The following is a 17,660-nucleotide window of genomic DNA, read 5'->3' on the forward strand; positions in this document are numbered from 1 at the left end:
CGTGCAGTGTTTCTGGCATAGTTCGCGGCTCCATACTCGGCGCTCCGGCTGTGAACAACACCCTGACACTTCTTGGTGACGTGTTGTGGGCGAGCGCCATCCTCATCTTGTCTATCGGCCTGAGCCGCGAGGGTAGCGTCGTCGCACGCAAGCCGCTGGGAGTAACGGCATCCGCTGTCGTAGCGGTGTGGCCACTGACCACCACACTGGTTTCTCTCGGCATCACCGCCCAGAACCCAGGGCAGGCTTCGCCCTGGCAGCTCTGGACGTACCTGTCCATCCTCGTTCCGTTCATGTTTGGGGTGCTCACCGCGGTACAGGTGGCGCGCACTCGAGTAGTGCCCGCTCCGTGGAACTTGGCCCCTCTCTGGGCGCTCGGAGTTCAAACCGTTGCATGGGTTGTCCCGCAGTTGATCAACGTCACCGCGCCAGCGACCTTCGCGGAAATGGGTACCGTCATCCCTGCACTTGGGACCCTCGGTTTTCTGGCAACCACGCTGGGCCTTGGCGTCGTGGCGATAGTGCTCTCAAACCGTTCACGAGCAGAATCGACACTGGTGTTCGAGTCTTCGCCTCGCGAGTAGCCGTACGTCTGTCAGCCACTATGGCTCGTCACACTCCGCGGCCCCGGTGATGGGTTATGTGTGCACTCTATATTCGAAGCACACCATACACACCACCGTGATGGGTTGGTCCCAGTGGTCGCCTGCGTTCGCGCGGGAAAGTGCTTCGTGCGGCCGTCAGGTTCCGTCGGGAGGCCCGGCTCGGGCTCGGGAGACGGCAGCGAGTCCAGCGTACGCCGCCTTCACCTGCACAGTCGCCACGTACCCGGCCACCGAGCAGTCCGTGAGGGTCGCTCCGGCCGCCGTCGCGACCCTGCTCGCGAGATCGCAGGGAGCCTCGGATGCGGTGATCGCTCCGCTCACCGCGTCTGCGGCGGCGAGGGCGGCGGCATCGGCCGCTCCCGCCGCGCGCTGCGCCGTGACCGCCGCTCCCCCGACCGCGGCCAGCCCCAGCGAGAGGGCCGCGGCCACCGCCAGCACGCCGGCGGCGAGAGTCGAGCCCGCCATCAGCGTGGTCTCCCGGGGATGCAGCCGTTCATCGTCCACCGCCGAGAGCACAGCTGTGCGCGCGCAGACCCCACCGGAGGAAGCCGCCGATGCCGACCTCGATCCGCGTCGTCACGCACACGAGATCGCCGGAGGCCGTGGTCGACATCGCAGCCCCGGGCACCGCCGCTGCCACCACGCGCACCGCCGCCCCCTCGTCCTCCCCGCGTCCGAGCAGACGTGCCGCATCGGCGGCAGCGTCTTGGAGGGCGACCTGGTGCGCCGCCGCTCCCAGCGCCCCGACGCCGAGCACGAGAACGAGCACGACCGCGGGCAGCGCGAGAGCGAGCTCGGCCGCGACGGACCCGCGATCTCCCTCGTTCCCGCACCGGCGCCGGCTCCCGCGCGCGGGAGTCACCTCCTTCACGAGACCGTGAGAGCCCGGCGGATGAGATCGGTGAGGATGCCGCGCACCTCGTCGGATCTCATGATGACCACGAGCAGTCCGGCGAAGGCGACCGCGGCCATGGTCGTGATCGCGTACTCGGCGGTGGCCGCGCCCGTGTCGTCGCCGAAGAGCGTCGTGGCACGGGTGCGGGTCAGCGGAGGGAGGGTGTTCATGGGTTCCTTCTTTCTCTGGGTGGATGCAGGAGGCATCCGTGGACGCGGCCGTCACAGCGGCAGCGGGGTCGAGGAGAGCACGCTCAGCAGCAGCGGAGCGACGCCGAGCAGCAGGAACGCCGGCAGGGTGCAGACGCCGAGCGGGATCAGGAGTTTCGTCGAGAGTGCGGCCGCACGCAGGCGTCCCTCGATCCGCGAGGCGTGGCGTTCCTGGGCCGCGGCCGCACGCAGCAGCTCGCCCGCAGGTACTCCCGCGGTCTGCGAGAGCTCGAGCACCGAGCCGATCCGCGCCTCCCCGCCGTCGCGTCGCGAGACGGGGCTGTCGGCGACGAGGCGCAGCGCCCTCGGGATCGACGCGCCTCCGGCGAGCGCGACCGCGACGAGTTCCGCCTGCATGCCAGGCGTTCCGGACTGCGGCCGAGCCCGGCGCAGCAGGCGCCGCGTCCAGGAGCGTGCCGCGAGCACGAGCAGGAGCCCGGCGATGACGCAGACGGCGCCGGCCGGAGTGCCGAAGATCACCCCGACCGTGTCGAAACCGAGCGCGAATCCCAGGAGCAGTCCGGCGAACGGCAGCCACAGCAGCAGCCGCGCCGTGCCCGCCGGTTCTGCGAGCGCGATGCGCACATCGTCGGCTGCGGAGGAGGCGTCTCTGAGCGTCTCGGCGATCATGCGCAGCACCTCGGCGAGCGGCGCCCCGACGGTCGTGGCGATCTCCCACGCGGCGGCGAGGTCGCGCCAGGGGCCTCCCTCCGCCTCGATGGCGGGGATGAGAGCGACACCGTCGTCCATCCGAGCCGCCACGGCCGCGGCGTGCGGATCGCCGATCGACGCGAGGTGCCGCCAGGCAGCGGCGGGCATGGCGCCCGCCTGCAGCAGTACGGCGAGGGTCTGCACGGATGTCGCCGCGTCGGCTTCTCTGTCGGCTGCTCTGTCGACTGCCGGTCGACGCCGCAGGGTCACCACGGGTGCACCTCATCAATGCCCAGGCGCTCCCCGACCAGGGAGAACGTACCCGCCTGGGCGATGCGGCGCTGCCCCGCGGGCGACCGTTCGAGATGCAGCACGACGGTGAATGCGCTCACCACCTGACGCGCCAGGGCGGTGGTGTCCATCGCCGCGAGGGCGCCGAGCGCCTCGAGCCGGGCGGGTACGTCGTGCAGGCCGCTGGCATGCAGCGTGCCCGCTCCGCCGTCATGCCCCGTGTTGAGGGCCGTCAGCAGCTCCCGCACCTCTTCGCCTCGGCACTCGCCGACGACCAGCCGATCGGGCCGCATCCGCAGCGACTCCCGCACGAGGCGGGCCAGGCTGATGCCGCCCGCGCCCTCGAGGTTCGGCTGCCGCGCCTCGAGGGCCACATGATGCGGATGCGTCAGCCGCAGTTCTGCCACGTCTTCGATCGTCACGATGCGCTCGTCGGTCGGCGCCGCGGCCAGCAGTGCCGCCAAGAGCGTCGTCTTGCCGGTGCCGGTGCCTCCGGTGATCAGGATGTTCGCCCGCGCGGCGACCAATCGCCGCAACCAGTCGAGCTGACCGTCGGCGAACGTCCCGAGCGCGGACAGCGCCTCGAGATCGGCGGCGCGCACGCGGGGCACACGGATCGACAGTGCCGTGCCCGACGTCGAGACGGGAGCCAGCACCGCATGCACTCGGATGCCCGATCGCAGTCGCACGTCGACGCAGGGCGCCTGGTCGTCGATATGGCGTCCCCCGCTGGCGACGAGGGCGACGGCGAGATCGCGCACCTCGCGCTCGGACATGCTCCACCCCTCCACCGCCTCGGTGCCGCGCCCGCGGTCGACGAACAGCCCGGACGAGCCGTTCACGAAGATGTCGGTGACCTCGTCGTCGACGCAGAACGGAGCGAGCGCCCCGAAGACCGGGTCGACCTCGACCGAGGAGCGGAACCGCGCGGACACCGTGTCGTCGGAGGGTGCCACGACACGTGGCCGGAGAACGAAGGGAGCGGACATGTCCCGAAACTAGGCCGCGCCCATGACGCCCGAGCGCCGAAGAGCCTGCAAGGCACAGAGCCTGTGCGGAACCGCTCGGCGCGCGCATCCGTGCAGAGAGGCACAGGGCCCGCGGACGTCCGCCGCGGACTCGGGATGGAAGCGCTCCCAGGAACGAGATGGGCGACACCTCACGGGGGGAATGAGGTGTCGCCCAGGGCGCACCCCTGAGGGGGGTCGGGCGCGCCAAGGCCGGAATGAGAATTCGGCTGCGGTCGAGTGTACGCAAGGCCACCGTCCTCACAAAACCGGGCGGAGTACCGACTTTCGGCAGTATTGGGTGTCCGTGGCCGGGACTAGATTCACCGTGACCTGATCGCGCTCTCTGCGATCTCGCCTGCAAGACCTGCCGTGCCGCAAAGGAGCGCCTGCCGATGAGCAGTCAGATCGACCACCTACTCGACGAGACCCGCCGATTCCCTCCGTCCGACGAGTTCGTCGCGCAGTCCGTCTCGTCCCCCGCCCTCTACGAGAGCGCCGCGAACGACCGCGAGGCGTTCTGGGGCGAGCAGTCGCGGGACCTCCTCGATTGGCACAGGCCGTTCACACAGGTGCTCGACTGGTCCACTCCCCCGTTCGCGAAGTGGTTCGACGACGGCGAGCTGAACGTGGCCTACAACTGCCTCGACCGCCACGTCGAGGCAGGCAACGGCGACCGCGTCGCCCTGCACTGGGAGGGCGAGCCCGGTGACTCGCGCTCGATCACGTACGCCGAGCTGACCGAGGAGGTCAAGCGGGTCGCGAATGTGCTCGAGGGCCTCGGCGTCGGTCACGGCGACCGCGTCGCGATCTACCTGCCGATGATCCCCGAGGCCGTCGCCTCGATGCTCGCGGTCGCCAGGGTCGGCGCCATCCACTCGGTCGTCTTCGGCGGCTTCAGCGCCGACAGCCTCCGCTCGCGCATCGACGACGCCGGGGCGAAGCTCGTGATCACCGCAGATGGCGGATACCGCAAGGGACGCGTGTCCGCGCTGAAGCCCGCGGTCGATCAGGCGCTGGCCGACCGCGGCGAGGGCGAGCAGCAGACGGTCGAGCACGTCCTCGTCGTGCGCCGAGGAGAGAACGAGGTCGAGTGGCACGAGGGTCGCGACCTCTGGTGGCACGACGTGGTGCCGGCCGCATCCGCCGAGCACACCGCGCTGGCCTTCCCCGCCGAGAACCCGCTGTTCATCCTCTACACGTCCGGCACGACCGGCAAGCCCAAGGGGATCCTGCACACCTCGGGCGGCTACCTCACCCAGGCCGCCTACTCGCACAAATACGTCTTCGATCTGCACCCCGAGACGGATGTGTACTGGTGCACCGCCGACATCGGCTGGATCACCGGACACAGCTACGTCACCTACGGACCGCTCGCCAACGGCGCCACCCAGGTGATCTACGAGGGCACACCCGACGCGCCGCACCCCGGCCGGTGGTGGGAGATCATCGAGAAGTACCGGGTCTCGATCTTCTACACGGCACCGACGGCCATCCGCTCGTTCATGAAGATCGGCCGGAGCGTGCCGGCCGGGTTCGACCTGTCGTCGCTGCGCCTGCTCGGCTCGGTGGGCGAGCCGATCAACCCCGAGGCCTGGATCTGGTACCGCGACGTGATCGGTGCGGGCACGACGCCCATCGTCGACACGTGGTGGCAGACCGAGACCGGAGCGATCATGGTCTCGGCCCTTCCCGGCGTCACGTCCACGAAGCCGGGCTCCGCGCAGGTCCCACTGCCGGGCATCTCGATCGACGTGGTCGACGAATCGGGTGTCGAGGTGGGCACCGGCAACGGCGGGCTGCTCGTGGTGACCGAGCCGTGGCCCAGCATGCTGCGAGGCATCTGGGGGGATCCCGAGCGCTACCGCGAGACGTACTGGGAGAAGTTCGAGAAGCAGGGCTTCTACTTCGCCGGCGATGGCGCCCGACTCGACGCCGACGGCGACCTGTGGCTCCTCGGCCGCGTCGACGATGTGATGAACGTCTCGGGCCACCGTCTCTCGACCGCCGAGATCGAGTCGTCGCTCGTGGCGCATGAGGCCACCGCCGAGGCCGCGGTGGTGGGTGCCTCCGACGAGACGACGGGACAGGCGGTCGTGGCGTTCGTGATCATCAAGGAGAGCTACCTCTCCGCACACGATCCGGCCGGGCTCGCCCAGCAGCTGCGCGTGTGGGTGGGCGAGCAGATCGGGGCCATCGCCCGCCCGCGCGATGTCTACATCGTCGGCGAGCTGCCCAAGACCCGCTCGGGCAAGATCATGCGACGCCTGCTGCGCGATGTCGCCGAGGGCCGCGAGGTCGGCGACACGACGACGCTCGCCGACACCGCGGTGATGAGCATCATCTCGGCGCAGGTCAAGTAGACCGCGACGGGTCGACGGCCGTCGAGAACCCACACGCAGAACGCCCCCTCCCGGTCTCGGAAGGGGGCGTTCTGCTGTGAGCCGCTCAGGCGAGGATGAAGGTGACCTCGACCTCGACGGGACTGTCCAGCGGGAGCACGGGAACGCCGACGGCCGCGCGGGCATGGCGGCCGGCATCGCCGAAGATCTCACCGAGCACGAGGCTCGCGCCGTTGATCACGCCGGGCTGGCCGGTGAACTCGGGGGTGGAGGCCACGAAGCCGCCGAGACGGAGCACGCCTGCGATCCGGTCGACGCCGCCCGCTGCATCCGCCGCCGCCGCGAGGGCGTTGAGCGCGCAGGTGCGCGCGTAGGCGTTGGCCTCGTCCGCGCCGACCTCGGCACCGACCTTGCCCGTCGCCGGGAGAGCCCCGTCCGAGAACGGCAGCTGGCCGGAGGTGTACACCAGTCCCTCGTGCACCACAGCGGGGACGTACGCCGCGACGGGCGCAGCGACGAGCGGCAGCTCGATGCCGAGCTCGGCGAGACGGGCGGAGACGCTCACGCCGCACCCCCGTCGAACTGGCGCGATGCCTCGGCGGCGGCCGCGAGGCCGGTGTTGCCGGAACCCTCCGCGGTGACCGGGCGCTTGAAGTAGGCGACGAGGCCGCCTTCGGGGCCCTGGATCACCTGGACGAGCTCCCAGCCCTGCTTGCCCCAGTTGTTGAGGATCGCCGCCGTGTTGTGGATCAGCAGCGGGGTGGTCAGGTACTCCCAGGTGGTCATGGCACTCCTGTCTGGCGGCATCCGCGCGCGCGGATGCGTCAAAGGCGGTATTCAGGGAACTCCCCTACGATCAAGCGTATGCCTCAAAAGAATCGCACGGTGAAAGGTGCGCTCGGAGGAGTCCTCGGACTCGTCGGGCTCAGCGCCGTGGCCGGCCTCCTCGTGGCGGCCAGCGTCACCCCTGTTCTCGCCATGACCGGCATCGCCGGGTCGGAGGCGCTCAACATCTTCGAGGACCTGCCCGAGAACCTCCAGGTCGATGCGCCGATGCAGCAGTCGACGATCTACGCGACGGGCCTCGACGGCAATCCCGTCGCTCTCGCGTCCTTCTACGAGCAGAAGCGCGTTCCCGTCGCATACGACCAGATCGCGCCGGTGATGTACGACGCGATCCTCTCGAGCGAGGACAAGAACTTCTACACCCACGGCGGCATCAATCTCGGTGCGACCGTGAAGGCCGCCGTCGGGAACGTCGCCGGAACCACCGATCGAGGCGCGTCGACGATCACGCAGCAGTACGTCAAGAACGTCCAGGTGCAGGAGTGCGAGCAGAACGTCGACACCGCGGCCGAGGACTACTCCGCGCAGGTCGAGCAGTGCTTCCTCGACGCCGCTGTCGCCAAGGGCGGCGAGGGTGTCGAGCGCAAGCTGCAGGAGATGCGCTTCGCACTGCAGATCGAGAAGGAGTACTCGAAGAACGCGATTCTTCTCGGCTACCTCAACATCGCGAACTTCGGCGGCACCATCTACGGCATCGAGGCCGCCGCGAACCGCTACTTCTCGACGAGCGCGGCCAACCTCACCCTCGTGCAGGCTGCCACCATCGCCGGCATGGTGCAGGAGCCGAACCGGTTCCGCATCGATCGCCCCGAAGGCATCTGGACGGATGACGCGGGCGTCGCCCACAACGGCGAAGCCGACGGCTACAAGGAGACCAAGGAGCGCAGGGACTACGTCCTGAACCGACTGCTCGCCGACAAGAAGATCACTCAGGCCGCTCACGACGAGGCCGTGGCCACTCCCGTCACTCCGGCGCTGAGCGAGCCGCAGCAGGGATGCGGGGCGGCCGGCGATAACGCCTACTTCTGCCAGTACGTCAAGGCGGTCATCGAGAACGATCCCGCCTTCGGAGACACCGAGTCGGAGCGCAAGGCGAACCTGCGCCGCGGTGGCATGCAGATCTACACCTCTCTCGACCTCCGCGTGCAGCAGACCGCGATCGACGCCGTGAAGGCCCAGGTCCCCCAGGCCATGCCCGGCATCCTGGTGGGCGGCACCGGCGTCTCGATCGAGGCGACCACCGGCCGCGTGCTCGCCATGGCGCAGAACACGGTGTTCAACGAGACCGGCGAGGCGAATCTCGCGGCCGGTGAGACCTCTCAGGTGTTCGCCGCCGACAAGCAGCACGGCGGCTCGACCTACGGCTTCGAGACCGGGTCGACCTACAAGCTGTTCACGCTTCTGGCGTGGTTGGAGTCCGGACATTCGGTCAACCAGGTGCTCGACGGGCGCCTCAAGACGTTCAGCCCCTTCACCAAGTGCGGTGACCGGGTGACGAATACCGCGAAGATCAACAACTTCGGCAACTCCGGTGGATCGGTGGGGAGCGTCCGCCAGTTCACCGCGCAGTCGCTGAACACCGGCTTCCTGGCCATGGCCCAGCAGCTCGACCTCTGCAAGATCAACGAGGTCGCGAAGCGACTCGGCGTGCACTACGGCAACGGCGACGACATCACCACGGGCGGCACGAACGTCAACCTCGCGCCGAATGACCCCTTCCCCACCGTGCTCGGCTCGAAGAGCGTGGCACCGCTGCAGGTCGCGGGAGCCTACGCGACCGTCGCCAACAACGGCGTCTTCTGCGAGCCGCGGGTGATCGATCGCGTCGTCGGCGCGAACGGCGACGAGATCCCGCCCCCGCAGGAGAAGTGCTCACAGCAGCTCACCCCCGAGGTCGCGGCCACCGCAGCGTACGCGCTGCGCGGCGTGATGGAGGGCAACGGCACCGGCAGCCGGGCGAACCCCGGCGACGGGACCCAGCTGATCGGCAAGACCGGTACCGCCGAGAAGGAGCACACCATGCTCGTCGAGTCGAGCACGAAGGTGACGACCGCCGTCTGGGTGGGCAACATCGACGGTCGCGAGCCGCTGAACAGCTTCCGCAACAATGAAGGCACACGGCTCGGTGACATCCGCTACGGTCTCGCCCGAGCGATCCAGGGCGCGGCCGACGCCGTCTACCCCGCCGATCCCTTCCCGCGCCCCGACGACAAGCTGGTCCGTCAGGTGCTGACCGACGTGCCCAACGTCGTCGGCAAGTCCGTGGGCGAGGCGACGTCGATCATCGAGGCCGCCGGATTCTCGGTCGCCGTCGGTGACCCCGTCGACGGCCCCGCCGGTGATGTCGTCGTCGCCCAGGACCCGTCCGGCCAGGCGCCGAGCGGTGCGACGATCACGATCTCTCCGAGCAACGGACAGGGCGTCACTGTGCCCGACATCACCGGGCAGTCCAAGTCCGCCGCGCAGAGCGCGCTCTTCGGCGCAGGGTTCTCGTCGATCTCGTTCGACAGTTCCTGCAATCCCCCGAACTCCGTCGTCTCGAGCACGGATCCCGCGGCGAACACCTCGGCCAACAGGTCCACGGCGATCTCGGTCACCTGCCGGTGACCCCTCGTCGCACGGCACACCCGGCCCTCATCGCGCTCGGCGCGGTGGGGGCCGCTGGTGCTGCGGCCGCCGTCTGGGGCATCGGGATCGAGCGCTACCTGTTCACGGTGCGGGAGTCGACGGCATCCGCTCTGGCGCCCGGCTCGGCTCCGCTGCGCGTGCTGCACATCTCGGATGCGCACATGGCCCCGTGGCAGCACCGCAAGCAGGACTGGCTCGCATCGCTCGCGCAGCTCGAGCCCGACCTCATCGTCAACACCGGAGACAACCTGGGCCACCGAGACGGCCTCGACGGCATCCGTCGGGCGTTCGAGCCGTTCGCGGGCATCCCCGGCGTGTTCGTGCACGGCTCCAACGACGTGAACGGGCCGTCGCCGCGCAACCCGTTGCGCTACTTCGCTGGCCCCTCGCAGCGCCACCACGAGCCGACGTTCCTCGACACCGACGCCATGGACGCGTTCTTCACCGACGACCTGGGCTGGACGGATCTCAACAACACGGCCGTACGGCTGACCGTCGCCGATGACAGGATCGACTTCTTCGGGGTGAGCGACGCGCACCGCCAGTGGGACCGACTCGAGGACCTTCCGGCGGCGATCGCCGACCTGGGCCCGCGCGAAGACGGCACCTCGATGCTCGGGGTCACCCATGCGCCCTACCAGCGCGTGATGAACCGCTTCGTCGAGCTCGGCGCCGACGCGATCTTCGGCGGTCACACGCACGGCGGGCAGGTGTGTCTGCCCGGCTTCGGTGCCCTCGTCGCGAACTGCGACATCCCGCTCAAGCAGGCCAAGGGACTGAGCACCTGGACGCAGGGCGGACGCACCGTGCCGCTCAATGTGAGCGCCGGCTGCGGCCATTCGATCTATGCGCCCGTGCGCTTCGCATGCCGCCCCGAGGCGACGCTGCTGACCCTGACGGCTCGTCGCGACTGAGACCGCTCATGCGAGGTGACGCGCATTAGGCCGATTGCGGAAGCAGCTGCGGTCGGGCGCGCGTTCGCCTCGGCATTGCTCGACCGAATTCGAACGATGCATTCGACCTTGCGAGAAGGTGAAGCCTCATGACCACGAATGCGACCGCCGGCCGGAGCGGGCGGGCTGTTCTCGGAGTGTCGTACGTCGGCATCCCGGTCATCATCAGTCTCGCGCTCATCACGCCGGTGTTGGCGTGGACGACGTCGCCCGTGGGGGTGCACCCCGATGCGCCACTCCCCCTTGCCGCGGTGTTCGCGCTGAGCCTTTTCCTGCCTGTCGTGGGCGCAGTGCCCGTTTTCTCGCGCCTCGTGCCGCGCAGGGCCGTGTTCGCTCTCGCCGTCTCGATGTCTGCGCTCTCGATCTCGTGGATTGCGTTCGTCGGATGGTCGTTCACCCTCGGGGCGAGCGGCGGGAGGATCGAGCTGCTGACCTCTGTGGGCGGCTTCGCCGCCGCGCTGATCTGCGCGACGGTCAGCGTGTGGCCCGCCACTCTGTCCGCGCTGGCGATGACGCTCCCGAACCGATCCACGCGGACGATCGTGCTGTGCGCTAATGCACTGCTCGGCGTGACGGCGCTTCTGCTCTCGATCGCGAAAGTCACGGTCTGAGCCCTCGATTCGGCGCAGCGGGCATTTCGCTGTAGACTCGGAGGGTTGCAAAACGGGGTGTGGCGCAGCTTGGTAGCGCGCTTCGTTCGGGACGAAGAGGTCGCAGGTTCAAATCCTGTCACCCCGACCATCAACACCGGAAGGCCGCCCTCAGGGGCGGCCTTCCGCGTATCCGGAGCACGGAGCCCGGCGCGTACCGTGCCGCCGACAGAACCCTCATTTCACCCTTTAGTCTGGAAGCATCATGACCTCGCCTGCTCTCGTGGCCTTCGATCTCGACGACACCCTCGCCCCGTCCAAGGGACCGATCGATCCACGCATCGCCTCGCTGCTTCGCTCCCTGCTCGAGAAGGTCGAGGTCGCCGTCATCTCGGGCGGCAACGAGGCGCAGTTCCGCTCCCAGATCATCGCCCGCCTCGGCGATCTGGATCCGGCGGCGGCGGATCGGCTGCACCTGCTGCCGACCTGCGGTACGCGCTATCTGCGCTTCGACGGTGCGGACTTCTCCCCCGTCTACGCGCACGATCTGAGCGCGGAGCAGAAGTCCACCGCCCTCGCCGCGCTGCGCGAGGAGGCCGAGCGGCTCGGGCTCTGGGAGGCCGAGCCGTGGGGGGACATCCTCGAAGACCGGGGCTCGCAGATCACGTTCTCGGCGCTCGGACAGAAGGCCCCGCACGAGGCGAAGCGCGACTGGGATCCGTCCGGAGCCAAGCGTGCTGCGCTGCGCGACGCCGTCGCCGTGCGCCTGCCCGACCTCGAGGTGCGCTCGGGAGGCTCGACGTCGATCGACGTCACCCTGGCCGGCATCGACAAGGCCTTCGGAATGCGACAGCTGGCTGCACACACCAGCATCCCGCTCGCGTCGATGCTGTTCTACGGCGACCGCCTCGACGAGGGCGGCAACGACTACCCGGTGCTCGCGATCGGTGTGCCCTCGGTCGCCGTGCACGGCTGGGAAGACACGGCCGACAGACTCGACGAGCTGCTCACGACCCTCTGAGACACCGATGCCGTGCTCCCGACGTGGCGTCGTGAGCACGGCATCCTGTGCCTGATCCTCGGCGTCAGCGCACCTCGGCGTCAGCGCACCTCGACGGCGGACGCCGCACGGCTGACCGGCACGAGGCGCGTGAGCTGGGTGACATGCGCGGGCTCGAGCTCGGCGAGCGAGGCGACGCCGAGCAGGCGCATGGTGCGCTCGATCTCGGTACGCAGGATCTGGATCGTCCGGTCGACGCCGGCGCGGCCCCCGGCCATCAGCCCGTAGAGGTACGCCCGGCCGATGAGCGTGAAGTCCGCACCGAGCGCGACGGCGGCGACGATGTCCGCGCCGTTCATGATGCCGGTGTCGACCATGACCGTGAAGTCGTCCCCGACGGCCCTGCGCACCTCGGGCAGCAGATGGAACGGGATGGGCGCACGATCGAGCTGGCGCCCTCCATGGTTGGAGAGCACGATCCCGTCGACGCCCTCATCGCGCAGTCGCACCGAGTCCTCGACGTTCTGCACGCCCTTGATGACGATCTTGCCGGGCCAGATGTCCCGGATCACGGCGAGATCGTCGTAGCTGATCGTCGGGTCCATGGCGGCATCGAGCAGCTCGCCGACGGTGCCGCCGGTGGTGCTCAGCGACGCGAACTCGAGCTTGGGCGTCGTGAGGAAGTCGTACCACCACCACGGACGCGGGATCGCGTTCACGATCGTCCCCAGGGTCAGCTGCGGCGGGATGCTGAAGCCGTTGCGCTTGTCGCGCAGCCGCGCACCCGCGACAGGGGTGTCGACGGTGAACTGCAGCGTGTCGAACCCGGCGGCCGCCGCGCGACGGGCGAGCTCGTACGAGATCTCCCTGTCGCGCATGACGTACAGCTGGAACCAGTTGCGTCCGTGCGGGTTGGCCTGCTTGACCCCCTCGATCGAGGTCGTACCCAGCGTGGACAGCGTGAACGGGATGCCGGCCGCAGCGGCCGCTCCGGCTCCCGCGACCTCGCCCTCGGTCTGCATGAGACGCGTGAATCCGGTGGGCGCGATGCCGAACGGCAGTGCGGACGGGCCGCCGAGGATCCCGACGCTCGTGTCGACCGTCGGCGCCGGGCGGAGGATGCCCGGGTGGAACTCGACATCCTGGAAGGCCTGACGCGCGCGCGTGAGCGACACCTCACCCTCGGCGGCGCCGTCGGTGTAGTCGAATGCGGCCTTCGGCGTGCGCCTCTTCGCGATGGTCCGCAGATCGTCGATCGTGAGAGCGGAGTCCAGTCGGCGCTTCTTGCCGTTGAACTCGGGCTTCTTGAACTTCATCAGATCGAGGAGCTCCGCGGGGTTGGGAACCTGGCGCTGGACCATGTCGGCTTCTCTCAGTCGGTGGTGTCGGTGGTGTGAGTGGTGTGAGTGGTGTGAGCGGTGTCGGTGGTGCGGGTGAGGCCCGCTGCGGTGTAGTAGCCGGTGATATGCGCGCGTACCCTCGACTGCGCAGCCAGCGCATCGCCCACGGTGATGGCGTCGATGATCGCGCGATGCTCGGCACGGAGCACAGCGGCCATCGCCTCCCAGTCGACGATGGCGGCCGCCCCCTGCTGCACGTACGACTCGATCGCGGTGCGCAGCCCCGCCATGATCGCGGCGACGACGGTGTTGCCGCTCGACTCCGCGAGGGCGAGGTGCAACTGCGCATCGAGCGCCAGGAACTCTGCGGGGGTCAGTTCCTCGGCATCCATCGCGTCGAGCACGCGATGCGCGGCGTCGAGGTCGGGAGCGTCCTGCTCGGACAGTGCGGCGACGACGGCGCTCTCGAGCACCAGACGGGTCTGCACGACATCGACGAGCGGGAACCCCTGAGCGGCGACCTGGAGGCGCAGCAGCGTGGACATGCCACCCGTCGGGGTCGCGATGACGATGGCTCCCGACTGCGGGCCGGAGCCGGTCGAGGTGCGGATGAGGCCCATGACCTCGAGCACACGCAGGGCTTCGCGCACGCTGGAGCGCCCGACACCGAGGTCGGCGGAGAGGTCGCGCTCGGACGCGAGTCGGTCACCGGGGCCGAGACGGCCGTCGAGCAGGTCACGCTCCACGTGCTCGAGCACGACGCGCCAGGCGCGGGCGGGCTGCTCCGGCATCCGCTCTCCTCGTCGTTCGCATCCGCGGCGCCGTTCGTCGGCGCTCTCAGTGTGGTCTGACCACAGTAGCGCGTGTGGTCAGACCACGCAATCACGGTTCGCAACTCAGCACGGCCTTCGTGCACGCGTTCAACGCCGCCGCGTACACGGCTCGACCACGATTCATACTGAAAAGCGAACAGCCATCGACGCTGCCGGAAACTCAGGCAGGCGCGGCGGAGCCCAGAGCTCAGCCACGCGGGCAGGCTCAGCCCAGGCGCCCGCCGGACTCCTCGAGGTAGCAGGCCCCGCACAGCGACTCGTATGTGGTCACTTCGGGGGCGGCAGATCCGCCGGCACCCTCGTCTATCGCGACCTGATCGCCGTCGAACACGAAGCGTCCGCCGATGACGCGACCGTTGAACACGGCCTTGCGGCCGCAGCGGCAGATCGTCTTCAGCTCCTCCAGAGAGTGCGCGATCGCGAGCAACCGCGCGGATCCGGGGAACGCGTGCGTGAGGAAGTCGTTGCGGATGCCGTAGGCGATGACCGGGATGCGCTCCTCGATCGCGATGCGGAACAGATCGTCGACCTGCTCGCCCGTGAGGAACTGCGCCTCGTCGATGAGCAGACACGCGACGTCGGCCCCCGATTCCTCCCGCACCCGCTCGCGGTGGGCGTCGAAGAGCACGCGGACGTCGGCATCGGGGGCGATCAGGTAGTCGACCTCACGAGTCACGCCCAGGCGGCTCGCGATCTCGGAGGCACCCTTCGTGTCGACCGCGGGTTTCGCGAGCAGCACGTGCTGTCCGCGCTCCTCGTAGTTGTACGCGGCCTGGAGCAGCGAAGTGGACTTGCCCGAGTTCATCGCCCCGTAGCGGAAGTAGAGCTTCGCCACCGGCGCGCTACTCGTTGATGCCGAGCGTGGCCGCCGTGGTGGCGATGGACTTCTCGGCCAGCGCCGCATCCTTGTTCAGCTGCTCGCCGAAGGTGGGGATGAGTGCGCGCAGCTCGGATTCCCATCCGGGGTACTCCTCGGGGAAGCACCTCTTGAGCAGGTCGAGCATGATCGGCACGGCGGTGGATGCCCCGGGAGACGCACCGAGCAGGCCGGCGATCGACCCGTCGGCCGCAGCCACGACCTCGGTGCCGAACTGCAGGATCCCGCCCTTCTTGGGATCCTTCTTCATGACCTGCGCGCGCTGCCCTGCATCGATGAGGGTCCAGTCCTCGTCTTCTGCCGTCGGCATGAACGTGCGGAGGCTGTCGACCTTCTTGGAGTGGTTCTTCAGCAGCTCGCCGACCAGATACGTGATGAGGTCCGGATTCTTGACCGCGACCTGCAGCATCGGGATGAGATTGTGCGGGCGCACCTGCGACACGATGTCGAGCATCGACCCGTTCTTCAGGAACTTGGGGCTGAACGTGGCGAACGGCCCGAACATCAGCGACGCTTCGCCGTCGACCACGCGGGTGTCCAGGTGCGGCACCGACATGGGCGGTGCGCCGACAGATGCCTGCGAGTAGACCTTCGCCTTGTGCTGGGCCACGACCTTCGGGTTCGAGGTCTTGAGGAACTGGCCACCGATCGGGAAGACGCCGTAGCCCTTGATCTCGGGGATGCCCGAGCGCTGCAGGAGCTTGAGCGCCCAGCCGCCCGCACCCACGAACACGAACCGCGCCTTGATCTGATTCGGCGTGCGTCCGATGGTCGTGCGGTAGTTGATGAGCCAGGTGCCGTCCTTCTGCTTCTTCAGGCTCTTGACCTCGTGATTGGTCCGCAGGGCCACACCGGAGTGCGTGAGGTGATCGAAGAGCTGATGCGTCAGCGCGCCGAAGTCGACATCGGTGCCGGCGGGCACGCGCGTCGCGGCGAAGGGCTCGCCCTTGCGACGCTTCTGCATGAGCAGCGGAGCCCACTTGTTGATGACGCGGGAGTCCTCGCTGTATTCGATGCCCTCGAACAGCGGCTGCTTCTTCAGAACCTCGTAGCGGTCCTTGAGGTACTTGACGTCCTTCTCACCGCGCACGAACGTCATGTGCGGGGTCGCATTGATGAACGTCGACGGCTCATCGAGCACGCCTCGCTCGACGAGCGACGACCAGAACTGGCGACTCTGCTGGAACTGCTCGTTGATCGAGACGGCCTTCGCCGGGTCGAGCGGCGCGCCCTTCTGCTGGGGCATGTAGTTCAGCTCGCACAGGGCCGCATGCCCCGTGCCCGCGTTGTTCCAGGGATTGGACGACTCCTGCGCCACGTCGGAGAGTCGCTCGAACGCGACGATCTTCCACTCAGGCTGCAGCTCGTGCAGGAGGGTACCCAGGGTGGCGCTCATGATGCCACCACCGATCAAGACGACATCGACGGTTTCGGTCACCACGACAGTCTAGTTCGAGGTCGAGGCACGGCAGACCATACGGACCGGTCCGATGAGACCGGATCCGCATGGCGGAGATGCCGTCAGGCTATGACCGTCAGGCGCTCGGCGAGGATCTCGGCGATCTGCACAGCGTTGAGCGCCGCGCCCTTGCGCAGGTTGTCGTTGCTGATGAACAGCACGAGCCCCTTGTTCTCGGGGGCCGACTGATCGGCACGGATGCGTCCGACGAAGCTCGGGTCCTTGCCCGCGGCCTGCAGAGGCGTCGGCACCTCGTCGACGACGACGCCGGGAGCGGCGGAGAGCACCTCGGCGGCGCGCTGCGGCGTGATGTCGCGGGCGAACTCGACGTTGATCGACAGCGAATGCCCGGTGAAGACCGGGACGCGCACACAGGTGCCCGCGACACGGAGGTCAGGGAGCTCGAGGATCTTGCGGCTCTCGTTGCGGAGCTTCTTCTCCTCATCCGTCTCGTTCTGACCGTCGTCGACGAGGTTGCCCGCGAAGGGGATCACGTCGAAGGCGATCGGGGCGACGTACTTCTCGGGCTCGGGGAAGTCGATCGACGACCCGTCGTGCACGAGGCGCAGAGTGTCGCCCTGGGCGAGCACGCCCTCGACCTGTCCGAGCAGCTCCTGGGCTCCGGCGAGGCCCGATCCGGAGACCGCCTGATACGTCGAGACGATGAGCCGCTCGAGACCGGCCTCGGCGTGCAGGGCCTTGAGCACGGGCATCGCGGCCATGGTCGTGCAGTTCGGGTTGGCGATGATGCCGCGCGGGCGCTCGTCGATCGCGTGCGGGTTGACCTCGCTGACCACCAGCGGCACCTCGGGGTCGTTGCGCCAGGCGCTGGAGTTGTCGACGACGACAGCTCCGGCCTCGGCGAACCGCGGGGCGTACGCGCGGCTGGCGGTCGCACCCGCCGAGAAGAGGGCGATGTCGATGCCCGCGGCATCGGCGGTCTCGACGTCTTCGACGATGATCGTCGCGCCGCCGAACTCGATGGCGGTGCCCGCGGAGCGTGACGAGGAGAACAGACGCAGCTCGCGGATCGGGAAGGACCGCTCGGCGAGAATCTCGCGCATCACGGTGCCCACCTGGCCGGTGGCGCCCACGATGGCGACGGAGAGTCCTGAGTCGGAGATGCGGGTCATG

The 17,660-nt window shown here is 68.7% G+C and carries 18 protein-coding genes and 1 tRNA gene; 7 read left to right on the top strand and 12 right to left on the bottom strand.

What is annotated here, in order from left to right:
- Positions 1 to 50 precede the first annotated feature (50 nt).
- The gene (locus DXT68_RS16970) at positions 51 to 584 is read left to right on the top strand and encodes a hypothetical protein (protein ID WP_156149299.1); all 534 of its coding nucleotides are present in this window, start codon (positions 51 to 53) and stop codon (positions 582 to 584) included.
- 156 nt (positions 585 to 740) lie between these two features.
- On the opposite strand, the gene DXT68_RS12630 is transcribed toward DXT68_RS16970, so the two are convergent.
- The 5 genes from DXT68_RS12630 to DXT68_RS12650 all read right to left on the bottom strand — a co-directional run bounded on the left by DXT68_RS12630 (position 741) and on the right by DXT68_RS12650 (position 3,640).
- Entirely contained in the window at positions 741 to 1,109 is a 369-nt protein-coding gene (locus DXT68_RS12630; RefSeq protein ID WP_341853357.1) for an Rv3654c family TadE-like protein, read from the bottom strand.
- On the bottom strand, positions 1,099 to 1,467 hold the full coding sequence (locus DXT68_RS12635; protein ID WP_045254354.1) for a TadE family type IV pilus minor pilin: 369 nt from the start codon (positions 1,465 to 1,467) through the stop codon (positions 1,099 to 1,101). Before DXT68_RS12635 ends, DXT68_RS12630 begins: the two co-directional genes overlap by 11 nt.
- Before the next feature lie 5 nt (positions 1,468 to 1,472).
- Positions 1,473 to 1,670 (bottom strand): DUF4244 domain-containing protein, encoded by a 198-nt coding sequence (locus DXT68_RS12640; protein ID WP_045254280.1) that lies wholly within the window; start codon positions 1,668 to 1,670, stop codon positions 1,473 to 1,475.
- Between the two features lie 51 nt (positions 1,671 to 1,721).
- Entirely contained in the window at positions 1,722 to 2,564 is an 843-nt protein-coding gene (locus tag DXT68_RS12645) for a type II secretion system F family protein (protein WP_244918545.1), read from the bottom strand.
- A 62-nt stretch (positions 2,565 to 2,626) separates the two neighbouring features.
- Positions 2,627 to 3,640: a TadA family conjugal transfer-associated ATPase gene (locus tag DXT68_RS12650; protein ID WP_082068936.1), complete on the bottom strand. Its 1,014-nt coding sequence runs from the start codon at positions 3,638 to 3,640 to the stop codon at positions 2,627 to 2,629.
- 413 nt (positions 3,641 to 4,053) lie between these two features.
- Between DXT68_RS12650 and acs the strand changes: the two genes are divergently transcribed.
- Positions 4,054 to 6,021: an acetate--CoA ligase gene (acs, locus tag DXT68_RS12655; RefSeq protein WP_045254279.1), complete on the top strand. Its 1,968-nt coding sequence runs from the start codon at positions 4,054 to 4,056 to the stop codon at positions 6,019 to 6,021.
- Between the two features lie 85 nt (positions 6,022 to 6,106).
- On the opposite strand, the gene DXT68_RS12660 is transcribed toward acs, so the two are convergent.
- Positions 6,107 to 6,565 carry a RidA family protein gene (locus DXT68_RS12660; protein WP_045254278.1) on the bottom strand — a complete coding sequence of 153 codons (459 nt, stop codon included), beginning with the start codon at positions 6,563 to 6,565 and terminating at the stop codon, positions 6,107 to 6,109.
- Entirely contained in the window at positions 6,562 to 6,786 is a 225-nt protein-coding gene (sp36, locus tag DXT68_RS12665; protein ID WP_045254277.1) for a Sp36 family protein, read from the bottom strand. Before sp36 ends, DXT68_RS12660 begins: the two co-directional genes overlap by 4 nt.
- 78 nt (positions 6,787 to 6,864) lie before the next feature.
- Here sp36 and DXT68_RS12670 point away from each other — a divergent pair, with 78 nt between their 5' ends.
- The 5 genes from DXT68_RS12670 to DXT68_RS12690 all read left to right on the top strand — a co-directional run bounded on the left by DXT68_RS12670 (position 6,865) and on the right by DXT68_RS12690 (position 12,038).
- Positions 6,865 to 9,453 carry a transglycosylase domain-containing protein gene (locus DXT68_RS12670; protein WP_045254276.1) on the top strand — a complete coding sequence of 863 codons (2,589 nt, stop codon included), beginning with the start codon at positions 6,865 to 6,867 and terminating at the stop codon, positions 9,451 to 9,453.
- A complete protein-coding gene (locus DXT68_RS12675; protein ID WP_045254275.1) occupies positions 9,450 to 10,388 on the top strand; it encodes a metallophosphoesterase in 939 nt (312 codons plus the stop codon). The genes DXT68_RS12670 and DXT68_RS12675 overlap by 4 nt, the downstream gene beginning before the upstream one ends.
- 128 nt (positions 10,389 to 10,516) lie before the next feature.
- Complete coding sequence (locus tag DXT68_RS12680) at positions 10,517 to 11,038, top strand: hypothetical protein (RefSeq protein ID WP_045254274.1); 522 nt, start codon at positions 10,517 to 10,519, stop codon at positions 11,036 to 11,038.
- 53 nt (positions 11,039 to 11,091) lie between these two features.
- A tRNA-Pro gene (locus DXT68_RS12685) sits at positions 11,092 to 11,168 on the top strand.
- Positions 11,169 to 11,282: 114 nt separating this feature from the next.
- Positions 11,283 to 12,038 (top strand): HAD-IIB family hydrolase, encoded by a 756-nt coding sequence (locus DXT68_RS12690; protein ID WP_045254273.1) that lies wholly within the window; start codon positions 11,283 to 11,285, stop codon positions 12,036 to 12,038.
- An 80-nt stretch (positions 12,039 to 12,118) separates the two neighbouring features.
- On the opposite strand, the gene DXT68_RS12695 is transcribed toward DXT68_RS12690, so the two are convergent.
- The 5 genes from DXT68_RS12695 to DXT68_RS12715 all read right to left on the bottom strand — a co-directional run bounded on the left by DXT68_RS12695 (position 12,119) and on the right by DXT68_RS12715 (position 17,659).
- Positions 12,119 to 13,378 carry an alpha-hydroxy acid oxidase gene (locus tag DXT68_RS12695; protein ID WP_045254272.1) on the bottom strand — a complete coding sequence of 420 codons (1,260 nt, stop codon included), beginning with the start codon at positions 13,376 to 13,378 and terminating at the stop codon, positions 12,119 to 12,121.
- An 11-nt stretch (positions 13,379 to 13,389) separates the two neighbouring features.
- Positions 13,390 to 14,148 carry a FadR/GntR family transcriptional regulator gene (locus tag DXT68_RS12700; RefSeq protein WP_045254271.1) on the bottom strand — a complete coding sequence of 253 codons (759 nt, stop codon included), beginning with the start codon at positions 14,146 to 14,148 and terminating at the stop codon, positions 13,390 to 13,392.
- Between the two features lie 247 nt (positions 14,149 to 14,395).
- A complete protein-coding gene (locus DXT68_RS12705) occupies positions 14,396 to 15,025 on the bottom strand; it encodes a thymidine kinase (protein WP_045254270.1) in 630 nt (209 codons plus the stop codon).
- 7 nt (positions 15,026 to 15,032) lie between these two features.
- Positions 15,033 to 16,505, bottom strand: coding sequence for a malate:quinone oxidoreductase (locus DXT68_RS12710; RefSeq protein WP_045254351.1), 1,473 nt, complete (start codon positions 16,503 to 16,505; stop codon positions 15,033 to 15,035).
- An 83-nt stretch (positions 16,506 to 16,588) separates the two neighbouring features.
- Positions 16,589 to 17,659 (bottom strand): aspartate-semialdehyde dehydrogenase, encoded by a 1,071-nt coding sequence (locus tag DXT68_RS12715; protein WP_045254269.1) that lies wholly within the window; start codon positions 17,657 to 17,659, stop codon positions 16,589 to 16,591.
- Position 17,660: the final 1 nt, after the last annotated feature.

This window comes from Microbacterium foliorum, from assembly GCF_003367705.1.
In the GTDB taxonomy this organism is placed as follows: Bacteria; Actinomycetota; Actinomycetes; order Actinomycetales; family Microbacteriaceae; genus Microbacterium; species Microbacterium foliorum.